Genomic DNA, 12,747 nt, shown 5'->3' with positions numbered 1-12,747 from the left:
TTATCGGTTCGTCGAGGCCCCTGCCCACTGTGCTGTTGTTTCCGGGTATGGTTCGGGGTTTCAGCAATCCGAATCTGGCGGAGCCAGTACATCGTGTGGGGGCAGGTCTTTGTCAGTAGTCACCTTCAGCAATATCCGACGGAGCCGCAAGGGGCGGCTGGATGTCAGCGTCGACGAGGATGGCGACTCCAGCGAGTTGTATTTCGACCTCGGTGTCCGACACAAACCGGCGGACGATGTTGTGGCCCTGGCCCTGGCGCTTCTCGTGGGTTCGAAATACCAGACGATCGTCTATGAGGGCATTGAGGCCCCTGTCGAATGCAGAGAGACCATCGAGAAGATCTCGCGTGGGAAGGTCGAATTGAAGGAGAGAGGATCCAGACCCCACCGCGTCGGCAAGAGGTCAGTCCTGGCATTCTCCGGCGGGTTTGATTCGTTGGCTGCCGTGAGCATGATGCCCCCGCGGAGCAAGCGTTTCTCCTTCGATTTCGGTGGGAAGTTCGCCAGAGAGCGGCCATTCTTCGAACGCTTCGACACCACGATCGTCGAAACCAACCTGGTCGACGAGGGTTTCAACCGGCATCACTGGGAGTTCATGTTGGCGGGGGCCATCCTGCTGAACGACCACTTTCGCATTGACCATCTCGCGACGGGTGGTGTGTTCGGGCTTGCAGCCCTGGACCTGATGAAGAACTCCCGCACCTGGGACACACCGCCCTCCGCCGCCCAGGAGTACTTGGGAATCACGCCGTACTTTCCGGTCAGGGGTTTGACGGAAGCGGGGACGGCCGCAATCGTCCACCATCGCTACCCGCACCTTCTGGCTGATTCCCTCACGTCGCTTGCCAACCCGAAAGAGGGCAAGTACACGCGCAAGATCCTGATGATGCGTGCATATCAGGCGTCGCTGGGACGAACGGAGTTGTGGCCGGATATTCCGACGGCGGGACCCTGGTACGTGTGGGGAAAGAGTTTCACCGAGGATTTCGTGTCAATGTTCATGATCAAGCACCTGGGGGTCGAACCCGTCCAGGCCAGCTACAGGAACCCCATCCCGGACGAGGCGGTCGCTGCTGCAAAGGACCTTTCACTCGACTTCTACCTGAAGGTGTTTCCGGAGCAGATGTGGGGAAAGAACAACGACTTGGCGCACCGTGTCTTCGAGACGGCACTGGCAGCCGGCATGGGAATCTACGGCCGATCCGACTTTCGTGAACTTGAGCAAGTGGTGACGATGCTCTACCCCCAGGGTTCCGAGACACTCGTCGTCAGGTGACGCGTGCCGACATGCCCCACACCTGACCACGGGAGGCCGGGGACCGCAGCATCCAGGAGTCCTCGCCGGGCCGAAGGTTCTACTCGGCCGCTCGGATCCGGTGCTCGTGGGTGTAGACGTTCAGCGTCCTCCCATTGTTGAAGGCCACCACCGTCAGGCCTCGCTCTGCGCCGAGTTGGACGGCCAGCGAGGAGGGGGCGGACACGGCGGACAGGATGGGGACGCCGGCCATGAGTGCCTTTTGTGCCAGCTCGAACGAGGCTCGCCCGGAGACCTGGAGCACCGCCCCGCCGAGTGGCAGTTGACCTCGGAGCAGGGCGCCGCCCAGCACTTTGTCGACGGCGTTGTGCCGGCCCACGTCCTCGGCGGAGGAGACGAGTCTGAGATGGCCGGAGTCGTCCTGGGTGAACAGGGCCGCGGCGTGCACCCCGCCGGTGCGGTCGAAGTTCGCCTGTTGTGCCCGCAGCAGGGTCGGAAGCGCCAGGATCTCCGCCACATCCACGGTGAAGGGGTCCGTCATCACGTCGTGGTGGGATGCCTTGCGCACCGCCTCGATCGAGGCTGTGCCGCAGATCCCGCAACTGCTGGAGGTGTACACGTGACGCTGCATGGAGATGTCGGGCAACGCCACCCCCGGTGCCAGGGTCACCTCCACCGTGTTGTAGTCCCGCAGGCCGTCAGCGCCGATACCGGTGCCGAAGTCCATCCTGCTGACCTGCTCGGGATGCCAGATCACGCCCTCCGAGAGGAGAAACCCTGCCACGAGGTCGAAATCCTGGCCGGGGGTGCGCATGGTGACGCTGAACGGCCTGCCGGCCAGCCGGATCTCCATGGGTTCCTCGCCGGCAAGCTGGTCCGGTCGCTGCCGCGCTGGCCCGGAGGCGGACATTGTGTGGACGCGCCACCGCACGACTGCCCGCTTCATCTGTTCCCGCCCTCCCGGCCACCATCGAATTCGTCAACGATCGAGCCTACAGTGGGGGCATGGACACTCCGGCAGGGCCGCCGAACGACGAAATCAGGGTGGGGGAGCCGAAACGCTCCGTCGCCGGGCTGGGCGGGGTTCTGCACGCCATGCAGCACGCGTTGCGCGAGATGGGCCCGGCCCGCACCGCCAAGACCCTCCTCAGCCTGAACCAGACCGACGGGTTCGACTGCATGAGTTGCGCCTGGGCGGACCCCGCTGCCGGCAAGCGGAGTCATGCGGAGTTCTGCGAGAACGGGGCCAAGGCCGTGGCCCACGAGGCGACGAAGGCACGGCTTGGGGCGGCCTTCTTCGCAGAACACTCCATCGAGGAGCTCTACGCACGCGACGACATGTGGCTCAACCGGCAGGGCCGGCTCACGGTTCCACTGATCCGGGACCGGGACCAGACGCATTACCGCGAGGCCACATGGGATGAGGCCCTCACGCTCATCGCCGACCAACTGCGCAGCCTGGCCAGCCCTGACGAGGCTGCGTTCTACACATCGGGGCGCACCTCGAACGAGGCGGCGTTCCTCTACCAGCTCATGGTCCGCGGATTCGGCACGAACAACCTTCCCGACTGCTCCAACATGTGTCACGAGTCCTCGGGGCGCGCACTGGCGGACACCATCGGCATCGGCAAGGGCTCGGTGACACTGGAGGACGTCGAGGGGGCGAAGCTCATCATCATCGCCGGGCAGAACCCCGGCACGAACCACCCGCGCATGCTCACCACCCTGGAGAAGGCCAAGCGTGCCGGCGCCGTCATCGTCGCCGTCAACCCGCTGCCCGAGCCCGGCCTGCTTCGCTACCGCAACCCACAGACCGTCCGCGGCATGCTGGGCTCCGGCACCTCACTGGCCGATCACCACCTGCAGGTCCGCCTCGGTGGTGACCAGGGCCTCTTCCGGGGCCTGGCCAAGGTGTTGCTGGAGGCCGAGGACGCCGGGGACCACATGGTGGGTCGGGACACGGCGCTCGACCATGCGTTCATCGAGAACTACACGGCCGGATGCGACGACTACCTGGCCGTCGTCCGCGCCGAGCCGTGGGCGGACATCGTCGAGGCCAGCGGTGTCAGCGAGGCCCAGATCCGCGAGGTCGGACGGCTGCTGCTCGACACCGACCGCACGGTCGTCGCCTGGGCCATGGGCCTGACCCAGCACAAGCATTCGGTGGCGATGATCAAGGAGGTCGTCAACCTCGTCCTCCTGCAGGGCAACCTGGGCCGGCCCGGCGCGGGCCTGCTGCCCGTCCGGGGGCACTCCAACGTTCAGGGCGACCGCACCATGGGCATCTTCGAGAGGATGCCCATGATCTTCCATGATCGGCTGGACGCGGAGTTCGGCTTCACCAGCCCACGGGAGGCGGGCCACGACACCGTCGACACGGTCCGTGCCATGCGCGACGGCCGGGTGCGGTTCTTCATGTCCATGGGTGGGAACTTCGCGAAGGCGGCCCCGGACACGGACGTCACCGAGGCCGCCCTGCAGGACTGCGAGATGACGGTGCAGGTGAGCACCAAGCTCAACCATTCCCACCTCGCGGCCGGTCGGGTGGCCGTCATCCTGCCGACGCTGGGCCGAACGGACCGGGACATCCAGAAGAGCGGGCCCCAGCGCGTGACCGTGGAGGACTCCATGTCGATGGTGCATGCGTCCGCGGGGAAGCTGGAACCGCCGTCGACTGATCTCCGCTCCGAGGTCTCCATCGTCTGTCAGCTGGCCATGCGACTCTTCGAGGACGGGTCGGGCAACCGGTTGGCGGGCGCCCCGCAGGTGGACTGGAGCGCTCTCGAGGGCGACTACCGGCTCATCCGACGCCACATCGAGGCCGTCGTACCCCACTTCGAGAACTTCGAGGCCCGCATCAACGTGCCCGGTGGCTTCCGCCTGCCGCATCCACCCCACGAGAAGCGCGAGTTCGGGACCGATTCACAGAGGGCGAACTTCTCGGCAACGACACTGTGGTGGCCGAAACTGCCGAAGGGGCGCCTGCTGCTGCAGACGTTGCGCTCCCATGACCAGTTCAACACCACGGTCTACGGCAACGACGACCGTTACCGCGGGATCCGCGGTGGACGGCGCGTGGTGATGGTCAACCCCGACGACCTCGCGGAACTGGGTCTTGCCGACGCCGACCAGGTGGACATCGTCTCGGAGTTCACCGACGGCGTGGAGCGCCGCGCGCCCGGCTTCCGGGTGGTGTCCTACGACACCGCCAAGGGCTGCGCCGCCGCGTACTTCCCCGAGACCAACGTGCTCGTCCCCCTCGATTCGACGGCGGAGTTCTCCAACACCCCCACCAGCAAGTCCGTGGTGATCCGGCTGGAGAAGGTCGCCGGCTGAGTCCGCTGTCAGGCGTTCATCACCGCCAGCGTAAGACCCAGGGGTCTCCTAGTCGGCTGGGTTTCCGCGCCGGACGGCTGCGGGGATGGTGACGGCGGCCACGAGGCCGACGGCCGCCAGGACCAGTGCCCCGATTCCCACGCCCACGGCGACCATGGCGGGCTGCATGTCGGGGGGCTCGCGCGTCGGCAGTGGCGCAACGGCAACGGACGCGTCGGCGCCCGGTTCGGGCGTCTGCGGCCTCATGACGCCCGTCATGGCACGCATGGGGTTGACGATGCCTGCCCCGAGTCGGTCATCGGGCACCGCGGTGGGCGGCGGGTCCGCCGTCGCCTTCAACCGGTCCAGGACTTGCTCGGGCGTCAACGTGGGGTCGATCTCCAGCATGAGCGCCACGACGCCACTGACGATGGGGGCCGCGTACGACGTGCCCACCAGAGCGCTGGTGTATGCCTGGTTCGCGGATCCGGCGGAGTCCCTGACACGAGAGGGCAGCAGCGCCGTGATGTCGCTGCCGGGGGCCCCCACCGTCACGTAGCTCCCCGGACGGCTCTCCTTGGCGGCCCCGTCGGTGGGGGTGGAGCTGCCGACGGCGATGACGCCCGGGAACGCGGCAGGGTAGGACGTCTCCTGCACCCCTTCGGTGACGTTCCCGGCAGCCGCCACCACGACGATCCCCTGCTTGAGGGCGGCTGCAACAGCATTCCCGTAGTCGTCGAGGAGGGGGTCGAGCGGCCCCACCGACTGCGAGAGGTTGATGACGCGCACCTTCCTCGTCGTGGCGTCGAGGACGGCGGCTATGGTCGGCGCCAAGGACTCGACCTCCCCCTCCTGCGGCTCGGACACGCTGAGGGTGCGGTAGGAAATGATCTGTGCGTCGGGCGCGATGCCCGCGAAGTTGGTGCGGGTGTCAACATCACGGCCGTCGGGGCGCCCGGCCGCGATGAGCGACGCCACCTCCGTGCCATGCGTGCAGTCCATGCCCAACGCGGCCTTGTCCTTCTCACTGGCACCGCCCAGGAAGTCGTAGGTGGTGAGACGATCCGGCGTGAAGTAGGCGGTGCCCTTGGCCGCGACGCCGGTGTCGATGACCGCCACCTTGATGCCCTTGCCGGTGGCAGCCCCCCAGGCCACCTCCATCTGCAACCGATCCAGGTGCCACGCCCGGGGCACGTCCGCATCTGCCGTGCGTTCCGTTGCCCGGCACTGCTCCGAGTTGAAGGGGCCGATTTCGGGGTCTGCGACGGCCACGCCGACGGCCTGCAACGAGAGCACCACCGTTGCTGCGCACGTGGCGGCGAGTCGTCGGAGCAGTGGTTTCACGCCCGCCAGCGTATCCGGCGCCGGGACCGTCGGTCCCCGGGGAGCGCCATGCAATAGCCTTGGCGCGTGCTCGGTTACTTCGGTCCGGCGGGAACATTCACGCATCAGGCTCTTCTGTCGGTCAGCGACGAGGAGGCCGTGGCGCTGCCCAGCGTCGCCCAGGCGCTCGACGCCGTGCGCAGCGGACAGATCGACGGGGCTGTGGTGCCCATCGAGAACTCCGTCGAGGGTGGGGTGTCGGCCACCCTTGATGAACTGATCGCCGGTGACCCCCTCGTCATCGTCGGGGAGATCGTCATCCCTGTGACGTTCGGTCTCTACACGCGCCCGGGGACACGGCTGGAGGACGTCCGCCATGTTCTCACCCACGGGCACGCGCTGGCGCAGGTCCGCCAATGGCTGTCCCGCGAACTTCCCGAGGCACTCGTCACTGCGGCGGGCTCCACGGCGGGTGCCGCGCTGGAAGTCGCCGACCCGGGGTCGCGGCACGACGCCGCGGTGTGTGCCCGCGTGGCCGGGAAGATCTACGGCCTGGACGAGGTGGCCTACGGCATCGAGGACAACCCGGGTGCCGTGACCCGGTTCGTGATGGTGGGCCGCCCCGGCCCGGTGCCGTCGCGCACCGGACGCGACAAGACGACGCTGGTGGCCTACATGCATGAGGACCGCTCCGGGGCACTGCTCGAGATCCTCGAACAGTTCGCCGTTCGTGGAGTGAACCTGACCCGCATCGAGTCACGTCCCACCAAGACGTTTCTCGGCAGCTACTGCTTCGCCATCGATGCCGAAGGTCACCTCCATGACCGACGCGTGACTGAGGCGCTGCTGGGCCTGCACCGCATCTGCCGCGACGTGATCTTCCTCGGCTCCTACGCCCGTGCCGACAAGCAACCGCCGGACGTACCCATGGGATTCTCCGACGCCGACTTCCACTCCGCCACACAATGGTTGGCGACGCTGGAGAGGCCCAACGGCGACCGCTGAGCCGGACCCGAACAGGGTCGGTTCGATGGGAGGCGGCCCGGCTGGATAACCTTGCCCAGCCCCCTCAGCGAAAGATCACCAGATGAACGCCGTCCTCATTGCCGTCCTGGTGATGCTCGTCCTCGCCGTCGTCCGCGTTCACGTGGTGCTGGCACTGGCTGCAGGTGCCGTCGTGGGGGGTGTCGTCGCCGGGCTGGGACTCGATGGCACCATGGTGGCGTTCCAGGAGGGGCTGGGGGCTGGCGCGAAGATCGCCCTGTCCTACGCCCTGCTGGGGGCCTTCGCCATGGCGGTGGCGCACTCGGGTCTGCCGCGGCTGCTGGCCGACTGGATCGTGGGCAAGCTGGGGGACCCCGACGCCCCCAACCAGCGCGCCGCCGAGTGGGCCAAGTGGGGGATCGTCGCCGGGGTGCTGGCCATGGCCATCATGAGCCAGAACCTCATCCCTGTGCACATCGCGTTCATCCCCCTGCTCGTGCCACCTCTGCTGGGTGTGCTGACCCGCCTGCGGATCGACCGCCGTCTCATCGCCTGCGCCCTCACGTTCGGCCTCGTCACCTCCTACATGTTCCTGCCCATCGGCTTCGGACGCATCTACCTCAACGACATCCTGCTCGGCAACATCGAGAAGGCAGGGTTGGACACCGGTGGCGTCAGCGTCATGCACGCCATGGCCATTCCGGCCCTCGGGATGTTCGCGGGGCTGCTCGTGGCCATCTTCATCTCCTACCGCAAGCCCCGTGACTACAGCCCCACCGCGACCATCGACGCCGACGCGCCCAGCCCGTCGCGCGTCTCGCGGTACAAGATCGTGGTGTCGCTGGTGGCCATCGTGGCGTGCTTCGTCATTCAGGCGTGGATGACCGCGATCGGCACGGAGGCCGACCCGTTGCTGGTGGGGGCGCTCGTGGGGCTGGCCCTGTTCATGACCACCGGCGTGGTCGGCTGGAGTGAGGCGGACCGGGTGTTCACGGGGGGCATGCGCATGATGGCCATGATCGGGCTCGTCATGATCACGGCCCAGGGGTTCGCTTCCGTGATGAACGCGACCGGCGACATCGAGACCCTCGTCGCGCAGGGCTCGGACATGTTCGGCAGCAATCGTTCGCTGGCCGCCATCGTGATGCTCGTCGTCGGACTGGTGGTGACCATGGGCATCGGCAGTTCCTTCTCGACGCTGCCCATCATCACGGCCATCTACGTGCCGCTGTGCATCACGCTGGGGTTCTCCCCCCTGGCCACGGTCGCCATCATCGGTACTGCCGGTGCACTGGGCGACGCCGGGTCACCGGCGTCCGACTCCACACTGGGCCCCACCGCCGGGCTGAACGCCGACGGTCAGCACGACCACATCCGTGGAAGTGTGATCCCCACGTTCCTGCACTTCAACCTGCCGTTGCTGGCCGCCGGATGGGTGGCTGCCCAGGTGCTCTGAGCAAGTGGGGTCAGTGGGGAACACGCAACTGCAGGGCCGCGGGCAACACCTGGAACAACAGGTGGGTGGTCTCGCCGATGACGTCGCCGTCGAGTTCGTAGAGTTCGTTCTCGCCCAGTTCGATGCTCACGCGTTCTCCGGTGCGGCGGTCCATGGTGGACGGTTCCCTGCTCTGCGCCAGGATGGCGGAGACCATCTGCGTCAGCTCCACCTGATTTCTGGGGGAGGCGATGAGCACGTCGAGGACACCGTCGCCGGCCGACGCGTCCGGCATGAGCGTCAGACCGGCCTGGAGGTCGCTCACGTTGCCCACCATCACGAGCGACGCGTCGCGCACCAGCGGCTCGTCGTCGTCCACCGTGACGGTGGCCCGGAAGGGGCGGGCCTTGACGTGGCTGAGGCCGGCAATGACGTAGGCGGCCACGCCGATCTGATTCTTCAGTTCCTCGTTGGTGTCGTTGAGCACCGCCGCGTCGGCGCCGACGCCGCACATCACGGCGGCGTGGTCCACATCCCGCCCCGGCACGGTCACCTCCAGGATGTCGATGGCTCGTGTGCGGCCCCGCAGCGCGACGTCGAGTGCCCTCTCCGCGTCGAAGGGGATCTTCATGTTGCCGGCCAGCAGATTGCCGGTGCCTGAGGGGACGATGGCGACGGTGGCGCCGGTGTTGGCCAGTGCCCCGCAGACCACCCGCACGGTCCCGTCGCCCCCAGCCACCATCACCAGGTCCACGCCGGCGTCCAGCGCCTGGTGGGCCATTCCCCTGCCGGGGTCGTCAATGCTGGTCGACAGCCACAGCGGCGGCTCCCAGCCGTCCTCGGCGAGACGACGCTCGATGAGCCCCTTGAACACGGTCTGGTCCAGCACCTTGGTGGGGTTGTAGATGATGGCGGCCCGGCCACCGCCGGCTTCGGCAGTCGGGCCGAGCCGCACGGTGTTGACGCCGCACACCAGGTTGGAGGCGTTGGCCACCAGTGCGCCCAGCAGGATCCCACCCACCACGTCCGTGATGTGGTTGGCGCGCGTCAGCAGCAGGGTGACGGCGAGCAGCACCACCAGCAGCGCCCCCGCCACCTGCCACGCCCGGATGGTGCCGCGTCGGCGACGGGCCACGGTTGCCAGGGTGGAGAACATGATGGCAGCGATGGTGATGGCCACCATGTGCGGGGCCGGGTATCCGGGCCCCTGGTGGGAGATGAGGTGCAGCCACTCCGAGGGGGGACGGTCCCGCCCGATCAGTTCCTTCAGGAGCGTCGCGGATCCGAACCCCAGTCCGACGGACAGGACGAGCGCCGCGGAGACGGAGGTGAGCTGCCGGCGGCTGGCCCACCAGCTCGCCACGAGCAGGCAGGGGTAGATCACCGCTGGGAGCCCCACGAGTGCGATGGCGGCACCGATCTGGCCGGACCACTGCTGCGGTGTCGGGGACGGCACCTGCCACAGCTCATCGAGAGATGTGGGGAGGAACAGTGTCCACATCACGAAGGCGGCGGCGAAAACTACGGTGGCCACCACGTTGAACGTCGAGCGCTGCCAAGTGGTCATGGCCGAATTGTTCCACGGTGTGGATGGGCGGTGCGTCACCCCGCGGGTCAGGACCGGGTGGCTGGCCCGGGCTGGGCGCCGTGATCCTGAGTAGGCTGTGGGCCATGATTGATCCGAAGTGGCTGCGCACAGACCCCGACCGCATACGTCGTTCCCAGGCGGCCCGCGGGGAGTCGGTGGGCCTCGTGGATGAGCTCGTGACCGCGGACAGCGCCCGCCGCACCCATATTGCCGCCTTCGAGGGCCTGCGGGCCGAACAGAAGACGATCGGGAAGTCCGTGGCCAAGGCCAGTGGCGACGAGAAGGCCCACCTGCTGGCCCAGACCAAGCAACTCTCCGTTGATGTGAAGGCTGCCCAGGCTGCCGCCGACGAGGCCGACTCCCGCTTCAACGAGCTCATGCTGCAGGTGGGCAACCTGGTGCTCGACGGCGTCCCCGAAGGAGGGGAGGATGACGGCGTGGTACTGGAGACCATCGGTTCCCCCCGCGACTTCGCCGCCGAGGGATTCGAACCACGGGACCATCTGGAGTTGGGCGAGGCGCTCGGTGCCATCGACATGGAGCGTGGCGCCAAGATTTCCGGATCCCGTTTCTACGTCCTCACCGGGGTTGGTGCACTGCTGGAGTTGGCGCTGTTGAACCTCGCCATCACGAAGGCCACCGAGTGGGGCTTCACGCCCATGATCCCGCCGGCCCTGGTGAAGCCGTCAGCCATGGAGGGGACCGGGTTCCTGGGCCAGGCCGCCCAGGACGTGTACCACCTGCCCGCCGAGGACCTGTACCTCGTCGGCACCTCCGAGGTGGCGCTTGCTGCCTACCACTCCGGTGAGATCCTCGACGCCGAGACCCTGCCGCGGCAGTACGTGGCCTACAGCCCATGCTTCCGGAAGGAGGCGGGGTCCTACGGCAAGGACACCCGTGGCATCTTCCGGGTCCACTGGTTCGACAAGGTGGAGATGTTCGTCCACTGCCGCCCCGAGGATGCGGAGGCGTGGCACGAGAGGCTGCTGGGATTCGAGAAGGAGTTCCTCCAGGCGCTCGAGATCCCCTTCCAGGTCCTCGACGTCGCCGCCGGCGATCTGGGCCTGTCGGCCGCCCGCAAGTACGACTGCTACGCATGGCTGCCCACGCAGCAGCGGTACCGGGAGGTGACGTCCACCTCGAACTGCACGCAGTTCCAGGCACGCCGCCTGGGGATCCGTTACAGGGGCGACGCCGGGACCGAGCCCGTCGCCACCCTCAACGGCACGCTGTGCGCCATGACCCGCATCATCATCATGTTGCTGGAAAACCATCAGCAGGCCGACGGTTCCGTCTCGGTGCCAGAGGCGCTGCGCCCCTGGCTTGGCGGCCGCGAGACGTTGGTGCCGCTGGCATGACGCAGGACACGACGCAGGACAGGGACGCTCGCAACGGCGTCGAACCCACCGGGTTCACACCGAGGCTCGTGGCGCTGGACATCGACGGCACCCTCGTGGACGGCAACGGGGTGATGCCCGACGACGTACGGGAGGCCGTCGGCCGCATCGTCGCCGCCGGTGTGCCCGTTGTGCTGGCCACCGGGCGTGGATGGACATCCACCGACATCATTTTTGAACACCTTCAACTGCCCCCGGGGTGGGCCGTGACAGCCAACGGCGCCATGGTTGTCAGGTACCCGCCGCTCGAGGTGGTGTCGGAGGAGCGGTTCGACCCGGCCGACAGCATCGCCAAGGTCTCACAGGCCGCGCCCGAAGCGATCATTGGCGTCCAGGAGGGATTGAAGTGGCGCGTCTCGCGTCCCTTCCCCGACGGCGAACTGCACGGCGAGGTGGTGATTGAGTCGCTCGAGGAACTGGCCTCGCGCCCGGTGTCGCGCATCGTCATCAGGGACCCGGACAGTTCCGAGGCGGTGTTCAACCAGATGGCGCGGTCGCTGGGCCTGCACGAGGTGACCTACTTCATCGGGTGGTCCGCATGGCTGGACATTGCCCCCCGGGGCATTGACAAGGCGCACGGCCTGCAGCAGGTGGTGGATGCCCTGGGGCTGACAGCCGGGGACGTGCTCGCACTGGGTGACGGCGACAACGACATCGAGATGCTCCAGTGGGCAGGCCGGGGTGTCGCCATGGGCGGCACCGCCGAGGATGTGCGGGCAGCGGCGGACCACGTCACGGGCACTTTCGAGGACGGTGGCACCGCGGAGGAGATCGGCCGCTGGTTCTGACGTTCCCGACGACGAAGGGGCACCTGCAGGTCAGACCTGCGGGTGCCCCTGCGTGGTTCGTGGGGTGGGGGGTCAGGCGGCGACGCCGCGGCGCACACCCTTCTTGACATCCACAGCGGCGCGCATGATCTCGGCCGGGGACGGCTTGGCTGTGCGGGGAGCCGGGGCAAGCCCCTCGCTCTCGATGCGGCGAAGGTGGCGCTTCACCGTGGAGACGGAGCACCCGACTCGCGCCGCGATGGCGCTGAGGGGCTCGCTGGGGTTGGCCATCCGCAGGCGGTGGATCTCGTTGCGGTCGAACTGGCGGCCGGAGTTGACCCCTGCGTAGGAGTCGAAATCGTCCTCGGAGATCACCACGCCCAGGCGGGTGCGAATCTCCTGCCGCTGCCGCTTCGTGGTGCCGGCCACGAAACCGCTGACGTCAAACTTGGTGATGGCGTCAGTGAGGCACTGGGCCAGCAGGGGGCAGCTGGCGCACAGCTTGTCGGCCTGGGCCCGGAGCATGGACTGCTCACGTCGGTTGGTCTGCTTGCTGGCGGGTTGGGCGTCGTCGAGCAGCGGGTGCAGGAACACGTTGGTGTAGGTCATGCAAGGTGTCTGCGTCTCGTTGACCGTCATGTTTGTCCCCTTCACGAACTTCCCGGACCTCGTTGACCCGGGCG

10 protein-coding genes are annotated in these 12,747 nt (G+C 67.5%); 6 read left to right on the top strand and 4 right to left on the bottom strand.

Annotated features, from left to right (window positions below):
* The first annotated feature begins 109 nt into the window (after window positions 1-109).
* On the top strand, window positions 110-1,276 hold the full coding sequence (locus EAX62_RS00845) for a hypothetical protein (protein WP_121899799.1): 1,167 nt from the start codon (window positions 110-112) through the stop codon (window positions 1,274-1,276).
* A gap of 79 nt (window positions 1,277-1,355) precedes the next feature.
* Here the strand turns inward: EAX62_RS00845 and fdhD are convergent, their stop codons facing one another.
* A complete protein-coding gene (gene fdhD, locus EAX62_RS00840; protein ID WP_121899798.1) occupies window positions 1,356-2,201 on the bottom strand; it encodes a formate dehydrogenase accessory sulfurtransferase FdhD in 846 nt (281 codons plus the stop codon).
* Between the two features lie 59 nt (window positions 2,202-2,260).
* On the opposite strand from fdhD, the gene EAX62_RS00835 reads away from it, so the two are divergent.
* Window positions 2,261-4,591, top strand: a complete 2,331-nt coding sequence (locus EAX62_RS00835; protein ID WP_121899797.1) for an FdhF/YdeP family oxidoreductase — start codon at window positions 2,261-2,263, stop codon at window positions 4,589-4,591.
* A gap of 48 nt (window positions 4,592-4,639) precedes the next feature.
* Here the strand turns inward: EAX62_RS00835 and EAX62_RS00830 are convergent, their stop codons facing one another.
* The gene (locus tag EAX62_RS00830; protein ID WP_158600431.1) at window positions 4,640-5,914 is read right to left on the bottom strand and encodes a S8 family serine peptidase; all 1,275 of its coding nucleotides are present in this window, start codon (window positions 5,912-5,914) and stop codon (window positions 4,640-4,642) included.
* A 66-nt stretch (window positions 5,915-5,980) separates the two neighbouring features.
* On the opposite strand from EAX62_RS00830, the gene pheA reads away from it, so the two are divergent.
* Complete coding sequence (gene pheA, locus EAX62_RS00825; RefSeq protein WP_121899795.1) at window positions 5,981-6,898, top strand: prephenate dehydratase; 918 nt, start codon at window positions 5,981-5,983, stop codon at window positions 6,896-6,898.
* Between the two features lie 82 nt (window positions 6,899-6,980).
* The gene (locus EAX62_RS00820; RefSeq protein ID WP_121899794.1) at window positions 6,981-8,333 is read left to right on the top strand and encodes a Na+/H+ antiporter family protein; all 1,353 of its coding nucleotides are present in this window, start codon (window positions 6,981-6,983) and stop codon (window positions 8,331-8,333) included.
* A gap of 10 nt (window positions 8,334-8,343) precedes the next feature.
* Here EAX62_RS00820 and EAX62_RS00815 read toward each other — a convergent pair whose 3' ends face one another.
* The gene (locus tag EAX62_RS00815; protein ID WP_121899793.1) at window positions 8,344-9,879 is read right to left on the bottom strand and encodes a diacylglycerol kinase family protein; all 1,536 of its coding nucleotides are present in this window, start codon (window positions 9,877-9,879) and stop codon (window positions 8,344-8,346) included.
* 104 nt (window positions 9,880-9,983) lie between these two features.
* Here EAX62_RS00815 and serS point away from each other — a divergent pair, with 104 nt between their 5' ends.
* Both serS and EAX62_RS00805 read left to right on the top strand, forming a co-directional pair.
* Window positions 9,984-11,258 (top strand): serine--tRNA ligase, encoded by a 1,275-nt coding sequence (gene serS, locus EAX62_RS00810; protein WP_121900920.1) that lies wholly within the window; start codon window positions 9,984-9,986, stop codon window positions 11,256-11,258.
* Window positions 11,255-12,085, top strand: a complete 831-nt coding sequence (locus EAX62_RS00805) for an HAD family hydrolase (RefSeq protein ID WP_121899792.1) — start codon at window positions 11,255-11,257, stop codon at window positions 12,083-12,085. The genes serS and EAX62_RS00805 overlap by 4 nt, the downstream gene beginning before the upstream one ends.
* A 72-nt stretch (window positions 12,086-12,157) precedes the next feature.
* Here EAX62_RS00805 and EAX62_RS00800 read toward each other — a convergent pair whose 3' ends face one another.
* On the bottom strand, window positions 12,158-12,673 hold the full coding sequence (locus tag EAX62_RS00800; protein WP_158600429.1) for a WhiB family transcriptional regulator: 516 nt from the start codon (window positions 12,671-12,673) through the stop codon (window positions 12,158-12,160).
* Window positions 12,674-12,747 lie beyond the last annotated feature (74 nt).

The organism is Tessaracoccus antarcticus (genome assembly GCF_003688855.1).
GTDB classification, from domain to species: domain Bacteria; phylum Actinomycetota; class Actinomycetes; order Propionibacteriales; family Propionibacteriaceae; genus Arachnia; species Arachnia antarctica.
This window is presented reverse-complemented; position numbering and strand designations above follow the sequence as displayed.

Excerpts from the sequence above, each read along its gene's own strand:
- fdhD (WP_121899798.1), bottom strand. The coding sequence starts at position 2,201 with ATGAAGCGGGCAGTCGTGCGGTGGCGCGTCCACACAATGTCCGCCTCC.
- EAX62_RS00835 (WP_121899797.1), top strand. The coding sequence starts at position 2,261 with ATGGACACTCCGGCAGGGCCGCCGAACGACGAAATCAGGGTGGGGGAG.
- EAX62_RS00820 (WP_121899794.1), top strand. The coding sequence starts at position 6,981 with ATGAACGCCGTCCTCATTGCCGTCCTGGTGATGCTCGTCCTCGCCGTC.
- EAX62_RS00815 (WP_121899793.1), bottom strand. The coding sequence starts at position 9,879 with ATGACCACTTGGCAGCGCTCGACGTTCAACGTGGTGGCCACCGTAGTT.
- serS (WP_121900920.1), top strand. The coding sequence starts at position 9,984 with ATGATTGATCCGAAGTGGCTGCGCACAGACCCCGACCGCATACGTCGT.
- EAX62_RS00805 (WP_121899792.1), top strand. The coding sequence starts at position 11,255 with ATGACGCAGGACACGACGCAGGACAGGGACGCTCGCAACGGCGTCGAA.
- EAX62_RS00800 (WP_158600429.1), bottom strand. The coding sequence starts at position 12,673 with ATGACCTACACCAACGTGTTCCTGCACCCGCTGCTCGACGACGCCCAA.